Source organism: Hydrogenophaga sp. RAC07 (assembly GCF_001713375.1).
GTDB lineage: Bacteria > Pseudomonadota > Gammaproteobacteria > Burkholderiales > Burkholderiaceae_C > Hydrogenophaga.
In genome coordinates, this window is sequence record NZ_CP016449.1 from 2269402 (window position 1) to 2290567 (window position 21166).

Here is a 21166-nt window from a genome sequence, read left to right on the forward strand (position 1 = left end):
TGGCCCGACGCCAGGAGGCAACGCCTCCATGGGTCGCATCCCGGGCAGATTGTTTGACGTCATTTGAGGGGAACACCATGGCCAGCTTGATACGGTCCGATCTTGAATTCATCCTCCAGCAGATCCTGATTTCCGAGGCGCACGTTGCCGGCGCCGACCTGACGAGTCTGTTGCCGAACACCTTCGCGCCCTTCGGACTGCGCACGGTTGATGGCACTTACAACAACCTGATGCCCGGACAAACCGACTACGGCGCCGCGGACCAGCCCTTCCCGCAGATGGTCGACGCGGTGTATCCGGACGATGCTGATGGGGACACGTTCGGACCGGTCACCAACACGGACTACGGTACGAGCGGCAACGTGGCAGACGCCGACCCGCGCATCATCAGCAATCTGATTGCCGACATGTCCAGCAACAACCCGGCTGCGGTCACAGCATTTGTGGAGGCCGGTCTGGGAAGCATCCGCGACAGCGACGGCGCCCTGCTGGACCTGGATGGCAACGTGATTCCTCCCGGCACGCTGTTGACCATTCCGAACGTGGCGCCCGACGAAGGTCTCTCGGCGCCGTTCAACTCGTGGTTCACCTTCTTCGGCCAGTTCTTCGACCACGGCCTGGACCTGGTCAACAAGAGCAGCGTGGAGAACATCTTCATTCCGCTGCAGCCCGACGACCCGCTGTACGTCGAGGGCAGCCCGACCAACTTCATGGTCGTCTCGCGTGCCACGCGGGACGCCAACGGCGACCAGACCAACCAGACGACGCCTTTCGTCGACCAGAACCAGACCTACACCTCGCACGCGTCTCACCAGGTCTTTCTGCGCGAGTACGCAGTGGATGCGAGCGGCCGGCCGGTGAGCACCGGCAGCCTGCTCGACGGCGCTGACGGGGGCCTGGCCAACTGGGCCGAGGTCAAGGCGCAGGCACAGGCGATGCTCGGCATCGCGCTCGACGACACCGACGTGCTCGACCTGCCGCTTCTGGCCACCGACGTCTATGGCAAGTTCATTCCCGACCCGGTCACCGGCTTCGCGCAGATCGTGCTGCGGCCCGATCAGGTCGGCGGGCCTCTGGATCCGGACGGCAACGGGCTAGCCTCGGGCACGCCAGGCGCGCCCATCGACGCCAGCGTCGGCGTGCGCACCGGCCACGCTTTTCTGAACGACATCGCGCACAACGCCGCCCCCAACCCCGGCCTCGTGGCCGATGCCGACGGGGTCATCAACGACCCCGGTTCACAACCCGCCGGCACCTACGACAACGAGTTGCTCGACCGGCACTTCATCACCGGCGACGGGCGTGGCAACGAGAACATCGCGCTGACTGCCGTGCACCACGTCTTCCATTCCGAGCACAACCGCCAATCCGAGGAGATCAAGGCCACCGTGCTGGCCACTGGCGACGCGGCGTTCATCGCCTCGTGGCAGTTGCCCGACGGCTCCTGGAACGGCGAACGCATTTTCCAGGCTGCCCGCTTCGCGACCGAAATGCAATACCAGCACCTGGTGTTCGAGGAGTTCGCCCGCAAGATGCAGCCGGCCATCGACGCCTTCCTGCCGGAGACCAACTACGACACCACGATCAACCCGGCCATCGTTGCCGAGTTCGCGCACGCAGTCTTCCGCGTCGGTCACTCGATGTTGACCGAATCGGTGGACCGGCTCTCGCCAGACTTCGTACCGAACGACATCTCGCTGCTCAACGCTTTCCTCAACCCGCTGGAGTTCAACGAAGACGGCGCCCTGAGCCCCGAAGAGGCAGCCGGTGCCATCGTGCGCGGCATGACGCGGCAGGTGGGCAATGCGATCGACGAATTCGTGACCGATGCCCTGCGCAACAGCCTGCTGGGCCTGCCACTGGATCTGGCGGCGATCAACCTCGCGCGCGGACGCGACACCGGCGTTCCCACGCTCAACGCCGCGCGGCGCGAGTTCTACCAGACCACCGCCGACCCGCAACTCAAGCCCTATACGAGCTGGGTCGACCTGACCCAGAACCTCAAGCACGAAGCCTCCGTGCTCAACTTCATCGCCGCCTATGGCGTGCATGTGGCGCTCAGCGCGGCCGATGTCGACACGCTGGCAGAGAAGCGCGCGGTGGCTGCCGCACTGGTGTTTGGCGGCGAGGCGGTCATCAACGAAGGCACGCCCGAGGAGCGGACGTTCATCGCCGATGAAGAGGATCGTCTCGCATTCCTCAACAGCACCGGCGCCTATGCGAGCGACGCGAACGGGGTGACCATCACCGGCGTCGATGCCATCGACCTGTGGATCGGCGGCCTGGCCGAGAAGACCATGCCGTTCGGCGGCATGCTGGGCTCGACCTTCAACTTCGTCTTCGAGACCCAGATGGAGGCCCTGCAGAACGGCGACCGCTTCTACTATCTCTCGCGCCTGGCGGGCATGAACTTCCTCACCGAGATGGAGAACAACTCGTTCGCCAAGCTGGTGATGCTCAACACCGACAACACCCACCTGCCCGCCGACATCTTCTCGGCCCCGGGCTTCATCCTGGAGATCAACCAGGCCAACCAGTTCACCGGACTGGGTGCCGACCTCAACGACGATCCCGTGGGCGACGGCTCCTCCCTCATTCCGCTGGTGATCCGCGACAACCCCGGCACGCCGGGTGCCGATGCGAACTACCTCCAGTACACCGGAGGCGACCACGTCGTACTCGGCGGGACCGCCGGCAACGACACGCTGATCGCCAGCATCGGTGACGACACCCTGTGGGGCGACGGCGGCAACGACCGGCTCGAAGGTGGCGACGGCAACGACAACGTCGAGGGTGGCGCGGGCGACGACATCATCACCGACCGTGGCGGCGACGACGTGCTCAAGGGCAACGAGGGCAACGACGTGATCCACGGCGGCAACGGCTTCAACCTGATCATCGCGGGCAGCGGCAGCGACTTCGTCATCACGGGCGAGGATGTGTCGGAGGTCTTCGCCGGCCAGGGCAACGACTTCGTCCTGGGCAGCAAGGGCAACCTGCCCACCCTGGGCAACGAAGGCCACGACTGGATCGAACTCGGCACCCAGGACGGCACCACCGGTGACAGCTCCGACCCGCTCGGGCGGGACAACATCATCGGCCACGACGTCTTGATCTCCGGCGGCGGCTTCGACGAACTCATCGGCGAGGGCGGCGACGACATCTTCGTCGGCTCCGACGGCGAGGACCACTTCGACGGCGGCTCCGGCTTTGATTGGGCCAGCTACAAGTTCGACAAATACGGCGTGACGGCCAACATGATCGTCAACGACCTGATCGAGCCGCCCGTGGCACCCTCGGCCGCCGGCATCATGGACCGCTTCGCGTTCACCGAGGGCCTCTCGGGCTCGGGATTTGCCGACGTGCTGCGCGGCGACGACGCCGACGCCACTGAGATCCTGCAGGCCGGCGCCTACGGCAGCGTGCTCACCAACATCGCCCTGATCAACGGACTGCAGGCCATCCTGCCCGAGGGCATGACCACGTTTGGCGGCGGCAACATCATCCTCGGCGGTGACGGCAGCGACATCATCGAAGGGCGCGGCGGCAACGAAATCATCGACGGCGACGCCTGGCTCAACGTGCGCATCGCCATCAGCAACCCGGCGCCCGGCCTGCCCGACACGGTGGACAGCATGAAAGACCTCATGCCCTACATGCTCTCCGGCCAGATCAACCCGAGCCAGCTGAGCATCGTGCGTGAAGTCAACATGGCCGACGGCCCGGACTTCGACACGGCCGTGTTCTCCGGGCCGCGTGCCAACTACACCGTCACCACGTCCCTCGACGGCACCACCACCGTCACGGACAACGTCGGGACGAACGACGGCAGCGATGGCACCGACACGCTGCGCAACATTGAGCGGCTGCAGTTCTCCGACGAATCGGTCGTGCTGGTGCCCGGGCTCAACAGCGAACCCGTGGGCTCACTCACCGTGAGCGACGACACGCCCTCCGTCAACCAGTTGTTGACGGTGTCGGCCGCCGGCATCGCCGATGCCGACATTGCCGGTGGAACACTGGCCGGGCGTCCGGTGGCCTACGTCTGGCAGGTTGAGTCGGACCCGGTTCGAGCGCCCGGCGTCTTCCGCGACATCGTCGACGTGGGCGGCAACCAGCCCGCCACCGCCGACGGCACGTCCTTCCGGGTGACGCCGGAGCTCAGCGGGCTGGCACTGCGCGTGCGGGCGGTGTACCAGGACGACAACGGCGTGCTGGAGAACGTGTTCTCGGCGCCCACCGCGCCGGTCACCGGCAGCGTCGTCGTGACGCCTCCGGCTCCGCTGCCAGCCGAGGGACTGGTGGCCAGCGAAGGTGTGCGCTTCATCCGCTCCGACCTCCAGTTCATCCTCGACCAGATCGTCATCTCTGAGCGGCACGCGGGCGGCGAGGCCCTGTCCGACATCCTGCCCAACTCGCGCGTGGCCTTCGGCCTGCGCACGGTCGACGGCAGCTACAACAACCTGGTGCAGGGCCAGACCGATTTCGGTGCGGCGGACACGCTCTTCCCCCGGCTGGTCGACCCGGTCTTCCTGAACGACCAGGACGGTGACCAGATCAACCTCGGCCCCGGCGGCCTGCTCACCAACACCGACTACGGCAGCAACTCCAACGTGGTGGATGCCGACCCGCGGATCATCTCGAACCTGATCGTTGACCAGACCGCCAACAACCCGGCGGCGGCCGGCCTGGGTGCCGAGACCGTCATGAGTCCCGGCCTGGACGGCATCTTCGGCACCGCCGACGACAAGGAGGTGTTCTTCATCCCGAACACCGCGCCCGACGAAGGCCTGTCGGCCCCGTTCAACCCGTTCATGACCTTCTTCGGTCAGTTCTTTGACCACGGTCTGGACCTGGTGAGCAAGGGCGGCAACGGCACCATCTTCGTGCCACTGGAGCCCGACGACCCGCTGTACAACCCGACACCCGGCGCACCCAACTTCCTGGTGCTCACGCGCACCACCCAGTTCAACGGCCCGGGCGCCGACGGCGTGCTCGGCGACGATCCGCTCACGCTGGACGTGGACGAGAGCCTGGACGACACCACGCACGAGGCCAACAACGGCACCACGCCCTTTGTTGACCAGAACCAGACCTACACCTCGCACCCCTCGCACCAGGTCTTCCTGCGCGAGTACACGTTCAACGCCGCTGGCGACCCTGTCTCCACCGGCCGCCTCATCACCAACCGCGACCTGGTGGACGGCGTCTTCGGCAACGGCAACGACGTCGACCTCGGCGGCATGTCCACCTGGGCCATCGTCAAGGCGCAGGCCCGCGACATGCTCGGCATCGAGCTCGACGATCTGGACGTGCTCAACCTGCCGCTGCTGGCCACCGACGCCTACGGCAAGTTCATCCCCGACCCGATCACCGGCTTCCCGCAACTTGTGTTGAGGGCCGACCAGATCGGCGGGCCGCTGGACCCCGACGGGAATGGCCTGGCCTCGGGTTCACCTGGCGCGCCGGTGGATGCGAGTGCTGCCGTGCGCACCGGCCATGCCTTCCTGGACGACATCGCTCACAACGCCCACCCGGTCAACGGACAGACCGGCGCTCCGCTGACCGCCGATGCCGACTCGGTCATTGGTGGCACACCCGCGGCGGGGACCTACGACGACGAACTGCTGGACGCGCACTACATGGCGGGCGACGGACGGGTCAACGAAAACATCGCGCTGACCGCCGTGCACCACGTGTTCCACGCCGAGCACAACCGGCTGGTGGAACACACGAAGGCCGTGATCCTGGCCTCGGGCGACCCGGCCTTCATCGCCCACTGGCAGCTGCCCGACGGTTCGTGGAACGGCGAGCGCCTGTTCCAGGCCGCCCGCTTCGGCACCGAGATGCAATACCAGCACCTGGTGTTCGAGGAATTTGCGCGCAAGGTGCAGCCCCAGGTGGACATCTTCTTTGCCGCCACGCAGGTCTACGACACCGAGATCGATCCGTCCATCGTCGCCGAGTTCGCCCACACGGTGTACCGCTTCGGCCACTCGATGCTGACCGAGACGGTGGACCGCTTTGATCCCAGCTTCAACGTGATCGGCGACCCCAACTCGGCGGACCCACAACAGCAACTCGGGCTGGTCGCGGCCTTCCTGAACCCGCTCGAATTCGCCGCCAGCGGCCCGACCGCGGACGAAGCGGCCGGTGCGCTGGTTCGCGGCCTGACGCGGCAGCAGGGCAACGAGATCGACGAGTTCGTGACCGAAGCCCTGCGCAACAACCTGCTGGGCCTGCCGCTGGACCTCGCGGCCATCAACATCATGCGGGGCCGTGACACCGGCGTGCCGACCTTGAACGCGGCGCGCCGCGACTTCTACAACGTGACCGGCGACAGCCAGCTCAAGCCCTACACCAGTTGGATCGATCTCACCCACAACCTCAAACACGAGGCCTCGGTGATCAACTTCATCGCCGCCTACGGCACGCACACGACCATCCTGAACGCAACGTCGCTGGAGGCCAAGCGCGCAGCGGCCATGAACCTCGTGTTCGGCGACCCGACCCTGACCGGGGCCGAGGCCACCGCCTTCAACGCCGACCGCATGGCCTTCCTCAACAGCACCGGCGACTACGCCGCCGGGCCCGGCGGGGTCACCATCACCGGGGTGGACGCCATCGACCTCTGGATCGGTGGCCTGGCCGAGAAGCAGATGCCCTTCGGCGGCTTGCTGGGTTCGACCTTCAACTTCGTCTTCGAAGAACAGATGGAGAAGCTGCAGGACGGCGACCGGTTCTACTACCTGGAGCGCACCCAGGGCCTGAACTTCCTCACCGAGCTGGAGAACAACTCCTTCGCCCGCATGGTCATGGCCAACACCGACGCGACCCACCTGCCCGGCGACGTCTTCTCGGCTCCCGGTCTGATCCTCGAGGTGGACGAAACCAAGCAGTTCACTGGACTGGGACCGGAGGGACGCGATGACCCGGTCGGCGACGTGATCCGCAACAACCCCGGCACGGAAATCCCCGACCCGAATTACCTCCATTACATTGGCGACGAGCACGTGGTGCTGGGCGGCACCGAGGGCAACGACACCTTGATTGCCAGCCTGGGCGATGACACGCTCTACGGCGACGGCGGACGCGACCGGCTCGAAGGTGGCGACGGCAACGACTTCGTGCTCGGTGGCGCCGGCGACGACATCATGACGGACCGGGGTGGCGACGACAACATGCAGGGCGGCGACGGCAACGACGCCATCCACGGCGGCAACGGTGCCAACCTGATCCTCGGTGGCTTCGGCAGTGACTTCATCGTCACGGGCGAAGACCCGTCCGAGGCCTTCGGTGGTCCGGGCAACGACTTCATCCTGGGCGCGCGCGGCAACGAGTTCGTGTTCGGCAACGAAGGCGACGACTGGATCGAGTTCGGCATGGCCGACGGCAGCGCCGGTGAGAACTTCGACGCGTTCTCGCGCGACGAGACGGTGGGTCACGACGTCTTCATCGGCAACACCATCTCCGACCGCATGGACGGTGAAGGCGGCGACGACATCATGGTGGGCAACGGTGGCCAGGTCGATCGCTACGAAGGCGGCTCCGGCTTCGACTGGGCCAGCTTCAAGGACGACCAGTTCGGCGTCAACGCCGACCTGCTGCTGCGCGCCTTCGACGAAACCCCGGTGCCCCTGTCCAACGCCACCGTGCTCGCACGCTTCACATCGATCGAAGGCATGTCGGGCTCGGCGTTCGGCGACCTGCTGCGCGGTGACAACAATGACGCTGCCGCCATGGCGCTGTCCGGTGCCACCGGCAGCGTGCTGACCAACATGGCACTGATCGACGGTCTGCAAGGCTTCCTCGACACCGCGCTGGGTGGCCCGGTGACCTCGTTTGCCGGCAACGTCATCCTGGGTGGCGGCGGCAGCGACATTCTCGAAGGGCGTGGCGGAGACGACGTTCTGGACGGCGACGCGTGGCTCAACGTGCAACTGGAAGCCCCCGGGGTCGGTGGCGTGGGCACGGTGCGTGCCAACAGCATGACCGAGCTGCAGGCACGCGTGTTCTCGGGTGAACTCAATCCGGGCGACATCCGGATCGTGCGCGAGATCACCACCGCACCCGATGCCGACTTCGACACCGCCGTGTTCTCCGATGTGCTGGCCAACTACGACATCTTCACCAACGACGCGGGGCAGCTCGTGGTGAGCCACGTGGTGGACGGTGCGCCCGGCTCGGACGGCAGCGACGTGGTGATGAACATCGAGCGTTTGCAGTTCTCCGACCAGGCCCTGGTGCTGGGTGGCCTGAACGCGGACCCGGATGGCTTCCTCACCATCGACGACACCACACCGACCGAAGACCAGGTGCTGAGCGTCTCGGCGCTGGGCATCACGGACGCCGACAACATCAGCCCGACCAACCCGACCGGCGCGATCACCGGACCCGTCACCTACGTCTGGCAGGCGGAGGTGCGTCCCGGCATCTTCGAGGACATCCTGATCCCGAACGCAGGCGGTGAGGTGGCGCGCGCGACCGGACCCACCTTCACGCCCAGCGGCTTCGAGGTCGGCCTCGCCTTGCGGGTGCACGCCATCTACAAGGACGCCAACGACGTGCTGGAGAACGTCTACTCGGCCGCGACCGCGCCGGTGGAGAGCAACAACAACCTGGCCGCCGGGCAGGTGCTGGTCTCGGACGTGACGCCCACCGAAACGCAGACGCTGCAGGCGATCAACCAGATCACCGATCTGGACGGCTTGCCTGCCGTTGACGGCTTCAGCTTCCAGTGGCAGCAAAGTGCGTTGGGCGGCGGCGCCGTGTTCACCGACATCGCGGGGGCCACCGACGCCAGCTTCACGCCGGGCCAGGATCAGGTCAACCGCCAGCTGCGCGTGGTGGTGAGCTTCACCGACCTGCAGGGCCACCCGGAAAGCGTGATCTCGGCACCGACCATCGTGGTGGGCGACTTCATCGCGCCCAACGATGCGGGGCAGATCCTCAACGGCAACGCCGGCCAGGACATGATCTTTGGCGGCGGCGGGGCGGACACGCTCAACGGCAACGCCGAGGACGACCTGCTGGACGGCGGTGACGGAGCAGACTCGGTCAACGGCGGCTCCGGCAACGACACGGTGCTGGGCGGTGCAGGCGCCGACGCACTCAACGGCGGCACGGAAGCGGACACCATGACCGGCGGCGCGGACGGCGACAACGTGAACGGCGCAGCCGGCGATGACCGTTTCATCGCCACGGTGGGCGACGGCAACGACGCCTACATCGGTGGCGTGGGCATCGACACCTACGACCTGTCCGCCACAGCAGCGGGGGCCACGGTCACCGCCGCGTCGTCGAGCAGCGCCGAGACCGGCGCCGACACCCTGAACACCATCGAAAACGTGGTCGGCAGCCAGGGCAACGACAGCATCACCCTCGATGGTGGCAACAACGTGATCGACGGCCAGGGCGGCGACGACCTGCTCAACGCCGGGGCGGGAACGGACACGGTGCACGGCGGCCTGGGCGACGACACCATCACCGGCGGTCTCGGCAACGACACGCTCAACGGCGACGACGGGGACGACACCTTCGTTTACACCATCGGCCACGGGGCGGACGCGATCGACGGTGGTGCGGGCAGCAACGACCGGGTGAACATCCTCGGTGGTCCCGGCGCTGGCGCCCAGACGCTGACGGTGGTGCTGGCCGGCACGGCGATCGCGGCCTTTGCGGGCAGCGAGGCGGTCAACGTCGAATCGTTCACGGCCGATCTGGAAGGCGGGCTCGACACCCTGAGCTATGGAGCGACGACCACCGCCGTCGCGGTCGACCTGGCCACCGGCTCCGCTACCGGCTTCGTATCGATCGCCAACATCGAGAACGTGACCGGCGGCGCCGGCAACGACACGCTGCTGGGCAGTGCGGGCGCGAATGCGCTGGTCGGCGGCGCGGGCAACGACGCGATCACCGGTGGCGCCGGCGCGGACGCAATCAACGGCGGCGTCGGCAACGACACCTTCTTCGCGATCGTGGGCGACGGCAACGACGCCTACGTGGGCGCCGGTGGCACCGACGACACCTACGACCTCTCGGGCACGAGCGCAGCGGCCACCGTCAACCTCGCCACCGGCCTGGCCAGCAGCGCCCAGATCGGCAACGACACCGTGGCCACCATCGAGCACGTGGTGGGCAGCTCGGCCGGCGACACGCTGACCGGCAGCGTGGGCAACAACACCCTCGACGGGGGAGACGGCAACGATCTGATCAACGCCGGCAACGGTGCGGACATGCTCAATGGCGGTGCCGGCAACGACACCCTCAACGGGGAGGCCGGCAACGACGTCATCACCGGCGGCCTGGGCAACGACACGGCCAACGGCGGCAACGGCAACGACAGCTTCGTGGCGCAGGTGGGTGACGGCAACGACAGCTACACCGGTGGCACTGGCACCGACACCCTGGACCTGTCCGCCACCGCGGCGGGTGCGACCGTCACCGCCGCGTCGGCCACCAGCGCGGAGATCGGGGTGGACACGCTCAACACCATCGAGAACCTCATCGGCAGCCAGGGCAACGACATCATCACGTTTGCGGCCGGCGCAAACCGCGTCGATGGCCAGGACGGCAACGACACCATCGACACCGGTGCCGGGAACGACGTGGTCATCGGCGGCCTGGGCGACGACAGCATGAACGGCGGCGCGGGCAACGACATCTTCGAGTTCGCGCCGGGCATCGGCAACGACACGATCATCGGCTTCGACGCCAGCCCGGACGGGCTCAACAACCAGGACCGGCTCGACATCTCGGGACTCGGCATCAACGCGGGCAACTTCGCCACCTCGGTGACCATCACCGACCTGGGCAACGACACGCTGATCGAGTTTGGGGATCTGAGCTCCATCCTGCTCACGGGCGTGAACGGCGTCGGCGTGAACACCATCACGCAGGCGGACTTCCTGCTCGCGGCCTGAGCAGCCACACCACCCGGCAGCATCGAGACCGTCCACCTGGAGGAAACGCTCATGAAACCCCTGTGGAGCGAACTTCGACCGCTGCTGGGCTACATCGCGGCGTTCTCCTTCGTGATCAACCTGCTGTTTCTCGTGCCGGCGTTTTTCACCTTGCAGGTGTTCGACCGCGTCATCTCCAGCAACAGCCTGGAAACACTGGTGGTGCTGCTCATCGGGACCGGCGTGGCGCTGCTGATCCTGCTGCTGCTGGACTACGTGCGCACCCGACTGCAGAACGTGCTGGGCAATCTGGTGGAGGAACGCCTCTCGCCGCCGGTGGTCAACGCCATCGTGCAGCGCGCGGCGCGCGCCCCCGGCAGCGCTAGGACTGAGGGCATCCGTGATGTGGCGGCGCTGCGCAACGTGTTCTCCGCCAACGGCCTGATCGCGGTGTTCGACGCCCCCTGGGTGGTGGTCTACGTGGGGGTGATCTGGATGTTCCACCCCGCCCTGGGCCTGGGCGCCGCGTTCTCCGCGCTGCTGATGCTGGCGCTGGCATGGCTCAACGACCGCATCAGCCGCCGAGCGCTGGAAGACTTGCAGCACGAAGGGCGCCGCGCGTCGCAGTACGTGGAGAGTTCGCTGCGCAACGCCGAGGTTCTGCAGGCGCTGGGCATGACGCAGCGCCTGCTCAAACGCTGGCGCGCGCTGCAGGACCAGATCGCCGCCACGCAGACCAGCGCGAGCCGCAGCACGGTGGCCTTCACCGCTGCGACCAAGGCGGTGCGCCAGGCAATCCAGATCCTCATGCTGGCGCTGGGCGCCTGGCTGGTGCTGAGCCAGCAGGCCTCGGCCGGCGTGATGATTGCCACCAGCATCCTGCTGGGTCGGGCCGTGCAACCGGTGGAGCAGCTGGTGGGCAGCTGGCGCCTGCTGATCGAGGGCCGGGCCGCCTACCAGCGCCTGTTCGAGTTGTCACGCGACTTCGATCGCGGCGAGCCCGGCGTGGTGATGCCGCGCCCCGAGGGCCGCCTCACGGTAGAGAACATGGCGTTTCTCCCGCCGGGCGCGGACAACCAGGTGCTGAGCAACATCGCCTTCTCGCTGGCGGCCGGCGAGGCGCTGGCCGTCATCGGGCCAAGCGCAGCCGGCAAGTCCACCCTCGCCCGCCTGCTCACCGGCGTGTGGAAACCCACGGCCGGGCGGGTGCGGCTTGACGGGGTGGACGTGGCGACCTGGCCGCGCGAGCAGATCGGCCCCTACATCGGCTATGTGCCGCAGGACGTCGAGCTGTTTGACGGCACCGTGGCGGACAACATCGCCCGCCTGGACAAGATCAACTCGGAGGCGGTGGTGGACGCCGCCATGCGCGCCAACGCGCACGAGATGATCCTGACCCTGCCCAAGGGCTACGACACGCCGGTGGGAGAACTCGGATCGCGACTGTCACCGGGCCAGCGCCAGCGCGTTGCGCTGGCGCGTGCGCTCTACGGCAACCCGCAGCTGGTGGTTCTGGACGAGCCGAACTCCAACCTGGATGGTGACGGCGAGATTGCGCTGGCCCAGGCGATGGGCGCGCTGCGCCGCGCAGGCGTGACCTCGATCGTCGTCACGCACCGGCCTTCGCTCATTGCCCATGTGGACAAGATCCTCGTACTGGCCGCCGGACGGATCCAGCAGTTCGGCCCCTCGGGCGAGGTCATGAAGGGCATGCAGCGCCAGGCCCAGGTGATGGTGGACCAGAAGGCCGCCTGACGGCCTGAAGCAAACAAGAGCAGGACACACGGTCATGAACACCTCTGCAACGCTCACCATGACCGCCGCGTCCGGATCGCGCAGCAACGAGGACCATGCCCGGCGCCTGGTGCGCACCGGCTGCTGGATCGTGATCGTGGCGGTGGTGCCGATCACCCTGTGGATGGGATTCGCCCCGCTGTCCATGGCGGTGGTGGCGCCCGCGTTCGTCAAAGTGGATCTCAATCGCCGCCCGGTGCAACACCTTGAAGGCGGCACAGTGCGCGAGGTGCTGGTGCGCGACGGCCAGCATGTGAATGCCGGCGATGCGGTGCTGGTGCTGGGCGATGTGCGCGTGGACGCCGACCGCAACCGCCTGGGTTACCGCGTCTATGTGGAGCGGGCCACACTGGAGCGGCTGGAAGCCGAACATTCCTTTGCGCGAACGCTCACGTTCTCCGAAGAACTGTCCAGGGCCGCGCAACAGGACAAGCGCATTCAGAACGCGCTGCACAAGGAAAGCGCGCTGTTCCGGGCGCAGCGCCATTCGCTGGACAGCGCCACCACGCTGATGAGGACTCAGCGGGACCGTGTCGAGCAGGAGATCATTGCGGTCGAGGCGCAGATCGCACAGGCGCAAAACTCGCTCACCCTGCAGCGCAGCGATCTGGAGGCAAACCGGGAGTTGATCAAACAAGGCTTCATCTCGTCGAGCCGCATCTCGCAGCTGGATTCGGTGGTGCTGGAGTACGCCGCCAAGCTCGAAGAGCGCCGCACCGAACTTGCGCGCGCCGCGCAACGGCTGGTGGAAATCGACCTGAAGATCCAGTCGATCCGCAACGACTATGTGAAGTCCGCGAGCGATCAACTCAAGGCCACCGCCCAGCGCCTGGGCGAGATTGAACAGGAGCAGCGCAAGTCGGACGACGCCGCCATGCGCCAGGTCGTGACCGCACCGGCCAGCGGCGAAATCATCGACCTGAAGTTCACTTCGCCCGGTGCGGTTGTGGGGCCCGGCGAGGCCATCGCGGACATCGTGCCGAGCAACACGCAACTCCTGATCGAGGCGCGCATCCGGCCCGAAGACGTGAGCAACGTGCAGCTGAACCAGCGCGCTCGCGTGAAATTCACCGCCTTCAAGTACCGCAACACCACGATGGTGGCCGGGAAAGTCACCTACGTCTCCGGCGACCGCCTGATCGACCGCCAGACCAACCTGCCCTACTACAACGTGATGATCCTCGCCGATGCCGAGGCGCTCAAGTCGATCGGCGAGTTCAAGCTCCAGGCCGGCATGCCCGCCGAGGTCTACATCGAAGGCTCGAAACAGACCGCGCTGCAGTACCTCGCCGAACCCATCACGTCCACCCTGCGCAGGGCAGGCAGACAGATGTGAACCGCTTGAATCCCTTCAACCAGGAGATGTGACATGAGCCAGCATTTCAACCCGCAACGCGGCGAAGCGACCGCGAGACCCCGCGTCGATGGCGGACGACGCAGCTTGCTGAAAGCCTCGATCACCGCCACCGTGGGCACACCCATGGTGCTGACGCCCCGCAAGACCGACGCACAGCCCACCCCGCTGCCACCGAGTCCGCCCACGACGCCGTGGGTGGAGGAACTGCCCATCCAGATCACGCCGCTGGCGCCGGTGGCCGGCGGGCTGAGCCCAGCTCCGACGGTCACGAACAACGGGGCCAACGGGGAGTGTGGACGGGCAGAGCACCAGCGCTATTACGAACTCTGTGGACCCGGCGGCCCGACCGGGACACCACTGCAGTACCAGCTCACCGCCAAAGAGAACCCAGCCTGGCTGTTCAACGGCAACAACCCGTACTACCCCCCGCAACCCATCTGGGGCTTTGAGGGCAACATGCCGGGTGCGTCCACACCGGGGCCCACGATCTTTGCGCGCTACGGGCAGTCGATGATCCTGCGCATCCGCAACGAGCTGCCAGCCAATCACACGGGTTTCGGCTCGCCGGAGATCAGCACCCACCTGCACAACATGCACACGCCGTCGGAAAGCGACGGTTATCCGGGCGACTACTACAGCGCTGCGCAGTACGGCCCCACGCTGACGGCCCCGGGATGGTTCCAGGACCATTTCTACCCGAACGTGTACGCAGGGCTCGACGAGTTCGGCGGCATCGGCGACCCGCGTGAAGCTCTGGGCACGCTCTTCTATCACGACCACACCGAGGGCGTGACCGCGCCCAACGTACTCAAGGGAATGGTGGGTTTCTATCTGATCCACGACAACCTTGACACCGGCAACGAGATGACCGGGCTGCGGCTGCCAAGCCACCCTTACGACTACCCGCTCGCGTTTTCGGACAAGCGTTTCGACTCCGGCGGGCGCCTGACCTTCGACGAACTGAACCCCGAGGGCGTGCTGGGCGACAAGGTCGTGGTGAACGGCAAGATCGAGCCGGTGCTTCGCGTGGCACGCCGCAAATACCGGCTGCGCCTGCTCAACGCCGGACCCTCGCGCTTCTACGAGTTCTATCTGCAGAACGCAGGCGGCAACACCCTATACACCTTCGCCCACATCGCCAACGACGGCAACCTGCTGCCCAATGCGCTGGCGAACCAGTTCCGGGTTCGCCTGGCCGTGGCCGAGCGCGCCGACATCGTGGTGGATTTCTCCCGTTTCCCGATCGGCACCACGCTGTACCTGGTGAACCAGCTGCTGCAGACCGACACGCGCCAACCCGACCGGGTGCAGGCGCCGGGCACCCGGGTGCTCAAGTTCGTGGTCGACCGCAACCCGCCCACGCCCGACCAGAGCGTGGTGCCGACCGTGTTGCGCCCGCTGCGGCCCCTGCCCACCGCGGCGCAGCTCGCGGCATTGCCGGTGCGAACCTGGCTGTTCGAGCGCTCCAGCGGTATGTGGTCGGTGAACGGGCAGTTCTTCAACATGTTCACCCCGAGGGCCGCACCCGCCCGGGGCAGCGCGGAGATCTGGGAGTTCATCAACATCGACAACGGCTGGCAACACCCCATCCACGTGCACTTCGAGGAAGGTCGCATCCTGAGCAAGACGGCTGGCGGTGTCAACGTGGCGATCCCGCTGCACGAACGCGGTCGCAAGGACGTCTTCAACCTGGGTCCGCGCTCGACGATGCGGGTGCTGTTCCGCTTCCGCGACTTCAGCGGCAAGTACGTCATGCACTGCCACAACCTCACCCACGAAGACCACTCGATGATGGTTCGCTTCGACATTGTGTGAGACACAGCACCCCTGTGAACGATGCCTTCAAGGTACGAAAGGAGACGGTATGAACACCCGCAGACACCTGCTGGCCGGCCTGGGCGTCGCCGCCCTCGGCGCGCTCGGCACACGCACCGCGTTCGCTGCCCCCAGCGCAGCGAAACCCACTGCCGCACAGCGCATTCCGAATGTTGCACTGCGCACCCACACCGGCGCCACGGTCAAGTTCTACGACGATCTGGTGCGCGGCAAGATCGTCGTCATCAACATGATGTACGCCGACTGCGAAGGCCTGTGTCCACCGATGACCAACAACCTGGTGCGCGTGCAGCAGCTGCTCGGCAAGCGTGTGGGCAAGGACATCTTCATGTACTCGATCACACTGCGGCCCGAGCAGGACACGCCGGAGGATCTCGCCGACTACGCGGAGATGCACGGCGTCGAGCCGGGCTGGACATTCCTCACCGGTGCCCCGCAGGATATCGAGCGCTTGCGCTATGCGCTCGGTTTCTACGATCCCGATCCGAACGTCGACAAGCAGGCTGCACGGCATGTGGGCATGGTGCGCATCGGCAACGACGCGTTCAACCGCTGGTCCATGGCGCCCGCGCTGGCACTGCCCGAACAGATTGTGAGTTCCATTCTGCACGTTGATCGAAGGACCGCCGCGTCCCCCCGGGCTCGGTGAGCCTGTCGCACTCCGCTGGTCGGCCGATCTCCCCTGGTGCGGGTCGTCAAAAAATGTTGCAGTGCGTCACAAACCCCTGGGGAAATGCGACATACCGTTCCGGACAGGCGGGGAAAACATCCCCCGGATGGGGGATGACAGCGGTGAGAAAACGCTCTGTTTTCGGTCATTGACCGCGAACGGCTCCAGCGTTCGCCGACGCTGGTGACCGGACGAATCGTTGCATCTGCGAACAGATGATCCGGCGGGAAGTGAAGACATTAGCGTTGAGGCTTTGGTACGTCCACCAGGCCTTGGGACCCGCTTCTGTCGGGTCAGACCTCGACCCACTTCACCGGAAAACTCACATGGAATTTGAATTCACGCGGATGGGACTCGTCTACGCCCACCTGATTGCATGCTGCGCGGCCATCGGCCTGATCCTCATGAGCGACATCGCCATGGTCAGACAACTCATCTCGGGAGATCCCCGCGAGCGCATGGACCCCCATCACCTGCAGGAACTGCAGAACACCGTGGCCATGGCCCTGGCCGCACTCTGGGCCACCGGCGTCGCCATCGTTGCGCTGGACACATCCTTCAAGGGCTGGGAGTACTTCGCCAATCCCAAGCTGCAGGCCAAGATCACCGTGGTCTGTCTGTTGACGCTCAACGGCGTGCTGCTGCACCACCGTGTGTTGCCCCTGATGATGAAGGCCGGCTCTCTGCTCAACCTGTCGTTCTCGCAGCGCAGCTTCGCTGTGTTTGCCGGCGCAGTGTCGGGTGTGTCGTGGTTCTACGCGGCGCTGCTGGGCGTGGGACGACCGCTGAACTGGAAGTATTCCCTCCCCCAGATTCTGGCGGCCTACCCGGCGCTGATTGCCGGCAGTTTCGTCGGACTCATGCTCTTGCTGGCTTGGGCGCAGTACCGCGCCAGCGGCGACCAGCTGGCGTTTGAAGGCACCCGCTTCGTCGGCGCCCACTGAACCCACTTCCCTTCACACGCGCCACCCTGTCCTGGCCACCACAAACGCCGTGATCCGCTCCAGGGCGCGTGCCGCTTCGGGCAGGAAGCCGGCGAGCTGGAAGGCATGGGGCACGCCGGGCCAGAGTTCCACCTCCACATCCACTCCTGCGGCATGGGCCTTGTCGGCCACGCGCAGGGCCTCGTCGCGCAGCATCTCGGTGCTGCCGGCCTGCATGAACATCGGCGGGAAGCCGGTGTAGTCGGCAAAGTACGGCGACACATCGGGGTGGCGGTAGAGCTCGGGATCGGGCACATACCCCTGCCGCAGTGCCACCAGCCGCGGCAGGCTGAGCACCGCGTCAAAGCGGTGGTTGTCGGTCAGGCTGGGGCTGCCCAGGGTGCAGTCCACCGCGGGTGAAAGCAGCACGGCGCAGGCGGGCAGCGGCTGGTGGTGACGCAAGCTGCGGTTGAGCGTGACCAGGCTCAGTGTGCCGCCGGCGGATTCGCCCACAAACACGGTTTGGGCAGGCTGGCAACCGTGGGCCAGGGCCCACTGCCAGGCGCGCAGGCAGTCGTCGGGCGCGGCGGGAAACGGGTGCTCGGGGGCGAGCCGGTAGTCGGGCACCAGGGCGCTGGCGCGCAGCTGCCGGCACAACCGCGCGGCAAACGCGGTCTGGGCGTTGGGAAACCGGAAGGCGAACGAGCCGCCGTGCAGGTAGAACAGCGTGCGCCCAGGCAGGCTCTGCGGCACGCTCACCCAATGCGCGGGCACACCGTCGCAGTCCACCGCCTCGCGGCGCACCGACCGGTGCAGTGGAAAGCAACGCGCGTCGAGTCGCTCGTAACGCTCACGCAGCGCGGCCACATCGGCGTCGGGATTCAAGGTACTGCCCGAGGCCAGGCGCAACACCAGGTTCAGGGCGCGCGTGCGCCAACTGCCCGGACCTTCGATGGTGAACACGCGGGGTTCGGTGGCGCTGCTGCTCACGGCGCACCTTCGGTTCGGTGGACCAGCGCACACGACTGGCACCGGCACGCACCGGTGTGCGCGAAACCATCGACGGTGATCAGGACCTTGAACATGGTGGGGGCGTGGTGTGTGACAGGCCCATCAGTCTGCAAGCCACGGCGCCGCGCGTGCTTGAGCGTGCTCAATGCCCGCGCTCGCGGGCGCGCCCCGAACCGCGCAAGGCCCTGCGTCCGGGTTGATCGAACTCAACATCGCATGCCACCGGCGGTCCTAGAGTGGGCGCCCTCAACCCGAAAGGACCATCATGAAAATGCAGTGGATTCTGGTCGCCAACGGGTCACTCGCCCGCATCTTCAACCGCGCCGGCGTGGGTGATCCCCTGGTGCCCCTGGAGACCATCGACTATCCCGAAGGCCGCCTCAAGGACAGCGAGCTCGAGCGCGACCGCCAGGGCCACGAGCGCAGCGACCACAGCAGCGCCGCCACGCACTTCGAACCGCGCACGGACACACGCCACAAGGTGATGCACCAGTTCGCGCGCGAGCTGGCCGAGCGGCTCGAAGAAGGCCTGGTGGACGGTGAGTACGAGACGCTGTGGCTGACGGCATCACACCCCTTCCTGGGCGAACTCAAGGCCGCCCTGAGCCGGGCCGTGAGCGCGCGGCTTCAGTGGACGCACGACGCCGACTTCACCGGCCTGGATGTGGGAACGCTGGAGAGCCGTCTGCGCGAATTGCGCAGGCCCGAGCGCTGAGGGGAACGGGCCGGGGCCCGGCGAGCCGGTGATTTACCTGCGGAACGCTTGAGGTTGGTCAATGGGGGGCGCGCGACGGGGCGCGAACATGGACCCACAAACAACCCTCAGGAGATCGCCATGAAATTCGCTCACACCTCACGCTGGCTCGCGCTGGGCCTCGTGGTGCTGGCCGGCCAGGCGCTGGCCCAGGCCCGGCCCGCAGCGGTCGACCCCGGCAAGCGCGAGTTCGATGCCAACTGCGCGAGTTGCCATGGCAGCACCGGCAAGGGCAACGGCGCGCTGGTGCCGTTCCTGACCAGGAGCCCGCCCGACCTCACGCAACTGGCAAAGAAGAACGGTGGCGTCCTGCCCATGAGCCGGCTCTACGACGTGATCGATGGCGCGGCGGTGCCGGCCCATGGCGCGCGCGACATGCCGGTGTGGGGACGGGACTACCGCATCAAGGACGCGGAGTACTTCATGGAGGCGCCCTACGACGCCGAGGCCCATGTGCGCGCGCGCATCCTGGGCCTGCTGGAGTACATCAACCGCATCCAGACCCAGTGACCAACCTGCGCTGGCGGCTGTCCGCCCTGCTGTTGCTGGCCTGCGCGCTGGCGGCGTCCGCGGCCGAACCCGGGGGCGCAGCGGCGCCGCTGCCGGGCGGCTTCGTGCCCAACCACCGCGCGATCGTCGAGCTGGCGGGGCTGGCGGTGGTCGGTGTGGAGGTGGTGGGCATGCGCACGCTCTCGGCATCGACCTGGGAGCCCGGCGACGACACCTCCGCGCGGCCGTTCAGGGGCCAGCTGCCCTTTCATGGTCAGGGTTCGGGCTTCTTCATCAGCAGCGACGGCCTGCTGCTCACCAGCGCCCACGTGATCGCGGGCGCGCGCCGCATCACGGTGCGCCTGAGCGACCGGCGTCAGTTCCGGGCACAGGTGGTGGGCAGCGACCCCACGACCGACGTGGCGGTGTTGCGCGTGAAGGCCACCGGCCTGCCGGTGGTGCGCCTGGGTCGGGCAGACCTGCTGCAGGTGGGCGACCCGGTGGTGGTGATCGGTTCGCCCTTCGGGCTGGAGCAAAGCGTCTCGCAAGGCATTGTCAGCGCCAAGGGCCGCGCGCTGCCGGGTTATGCGGCGGTGCCGCACATCCAGACCGACGCATCGGTCAACCCGGGGCACTCGGGTGGACCGCTGCTGGATGCGAGCGCCTCGGTGGTCGGCATCAACTCGCAGATCTACAGCCTCTCGGGCGGCTACGAGGGGTTGTCGTTCGCGGTGCCGATCGACGTGGCGCTGAAGGTCAAGGACCATCTGCTTTCCCACGGCCGCATGCAGCATGGATACCTGGGCGTGACCATCCAGAACCTGGACCTCACGCTGGCCGACGCTTTCGGCATGGACCGTCCCCGCGGCGCACTGGTGGCCGGTGTGGACCCGGGCAGTGCCGCCGAAGCCGCGGGCTTGCGCGTGGGCGATGTGATCACCGCTTTCAATGGCGCGTCACTGGGTCGCGCGGGGGAACTTTCGAGCCACCTGGGCATGGCATTGGAGGGCGAGCGGGTGCGCCTGACCGTGTGGCGAAACCGGCAGGGCCTCGAGCTGGTGGTGAAACTGGGCCAGGCCACCGAGCTGGAAGGTTCCTTGGCACCCGATCCCACGCCTTCGGCGCCGGAAAAGCCGGAGCTGGGCTGGCGCCTGCGCCCGATGACGGTGCAAGAGCGCAGCCTGCTGGGCACCCAGAGCGGTGTCTGGGTGGAGGCGGTGAGTGCGCTCACCGCGCAGGCCGGGGTGCTCGCCGGTGACGCGCTGCTGGCCATCAACCTCACGCCGGTGCATTCGCAGGATGATGTGCGCAGGCTCCTGCGCGACCTGCCGCGCAGCGTGGCCCTGCTGGTGGACCGCGACGGTGAACGCATGTACATCCCGCTGGAGCGGGAATGACACCACGAACCGCCCGGCCAGACACATGGCCCAC

10 protein-coding genes are annotated in these 21166 nt (G+C 66.8%); 9 read left to right on the forward strand and 1 reads right to left on the reverse strand.

The genetic code is table 11. The annotated features are described in order from the left end of the window. Positions 1-77 precede the first annotated feature (77 nt). The 6 genes from BSY239_RS10610 to BSY239_RS10635 all read left to right on the forward strand — a co-directional run bounded on the left by BSY239_RS10610 (position 78) and on the right by BSY239_RS10635 (position 17502). The gene (locus tag BSY239_RS10610; RefSeq protein ID WP_069046820.1) at positions 78-10922 is read left to right on the forward strand and encodes a peroxidase family protein; all 10845 of its coding nucleotides are present in this window, start codon (positions 78-80) and stop codon (positions 10920-10922) included. Positions 10923-10973: 51 nt separating this feature from the next. Beyond that, positions 10974-12656 carry a type I secretion system permease/ATPase gene (locus BSY239_RS10615; RefSeq protein WP_069046821.1) on the forward strand — a complete coding sequence of 561 codons (1683 nt, stop codon included), beginning with the start codon at positions 10974-10976 and terminating at the stop codon, positions 12654-12656. Between the two features lie 34 nt (positions 12657-12690). After that, a complete protein-coding gene (locus BSY239_RS10620; RefSeq protein WP_069046822.1) occupies positions 12691-14031 on the forward strand; it encodes an HlyD family type I secretion periplasmic adaptor subunit in 1341 nt (446 codons plus the stop codon). Between the two features lie 33 nt (positions 14032-14064). Beyond that, positions 14065-15867 (forward strand): multicopper oxidase family protein, encoded by a 1803-nt coding sequence (locus BSY239_RS10625; RefSeq protein WP_069046823.1) that lies wholly within the window; start codon positions 14065-14067, stop codon positions 15865-15867. 49 nt (positions 15868-15916) lie between these two features. Further along, the gene (locus tag BSY239_RS10630; RefSeq protein WP_069046824.1) at positions 15917-16537 is read left to right on the forward strand and encodes an SCO family protein; all 621 of its coding nucleotides are present in this window, start codon (positions 15917-15919) and stop codon (positions 16535-16537) included. Between the two features lie 347 nt (positions 16538-16884). After that, positions 16885-17502: a hypothetical protein gene (locus BSY239_RS10635; RefSeq protein ID WP_069046825.1), complete on the forward strand. Its 618-nt coding sequence runs from the start codon at positions 16885-16887 to the stop codon at positions 17500-17502. Between the two features lie 12 nt (positions 17503-17514). Here the strand turns inward: BSY239_RS10635 and BSY239_RS10640 are convergent, their stop codons facing one another. Next, entirely contained in the window at positions 17515-18471 is a 957-nt protein-coding gene (locus BSY239_RS10640; RefSeq protein ID WP_069046826.1) for an alpha/beta hydrolase, read from the reverse strand. A gap of 286 nt (positions 18472-18757) precedes the next feature. On the opposite strand from BSY239_RS10640, the gene BSY239_RS10645 reads away from it, so the two are divergent. The 3 genes from BSY239_RS10645 to BSY239_RS10655 all read left to right on the forward strand — a co-directional run bounded on the left by BSY239_RS10645 (position 18758) and on the right by BSY239_RS10655 (position 21132). Then, on the forward strand, positions 18758-19207 hold the full coding sequence (locus BSY239_RS10645) for a host attachment protein (protein ID WP_069046827.1): 450 nt from the start codon (positions 18758-18760) through the stop codon (positions 19205-19207). 120 nt (positions 19208-19327) lie between these two features. Next, entirely contained in the window at positions 19328-19756 is a 429-nt protein-coding gene (locus BSY239_RS10650; RefSeq protein WP_069046828.1) for a c-type cytochrome, read from the forward strand. Continuing rightward, positions 19753-21132 carry a trypsin-like peptidase domain-containing protein gene (locus BSY239_RS10655; RefSeq protein WP_083239922.1) on the forward strand — a complete coding sequence of 460 codons (1380 nt, stop codon included), beginning with the start codon at positions 19753-19755 and terminating at the stop codon, positions 21130-21132. The genes BSY239_RS10650 and BSY239_RS10655 overlap by 4 nt, the downstream gene beginning before the upstream one ends. The last annotated feature ends 34 nt before the right edge of the window (positions 21133-21166 follow it).

Bases quoted from the DNA above. Each gene is read 5' to 3' on its own strand.
- BSY239_RS10610 (WP_069046820.1), top strand. From the start codon at position 78: ATGGCCAGCTTGATACGGTCCGATCTTGAATTCATCCTCCAGCAGATC.
- BSY239_RS10615 (WP_069046821.1), top strand. From the start codon at position 10,974: ATGAAACCCCTGTGGAGCGAACTTCGACCGCTGCTGGGCTACATCGCG.
- BSY239_RS10620 (WP_069046822.1), top strand. From the start codon at position 12,691: ATGAACACCTCTGCAACGCTCACCATGACCGCCGCGTCCGGATCGCGC.
- BSY239_RS10625 (WP_069046823.1), top strand. From the start codon at position 14,065: ATGAGCCAGCATTTCAACCCGCAACGCGGCGAAGCGACCGCGAGACCC.
- BSY239_RS10630 (WP_069046824.1), top strand. From the start codon at position 15,917: ATGAACACCCGCAGACACCTGCTGGCCGGCCTGGGCGTCGCCGCCCTC.
- BSY239_RS10635 (WP_069046825.1), top strand. From the start codon at position 16,885: ATGGAATTTGAATTCACGCGGATGGGACTCGTCTACGCCCACCTGATT.
- BSY239_RS10645 (WP_069046827.1), top strand. From the start codon at position 18,758: ATGAAAATGCAGTGGATTCTGGTCGCCAACGGGTCACTCGCCCGCATC.
- BSY239_RS10650 (WP_069046828.1), top strand. From the start codon at position 19,328: ATGAAATTCGCTCACACCTCACGCTGGCTCGCGCTGGGCCTCGTGGTG.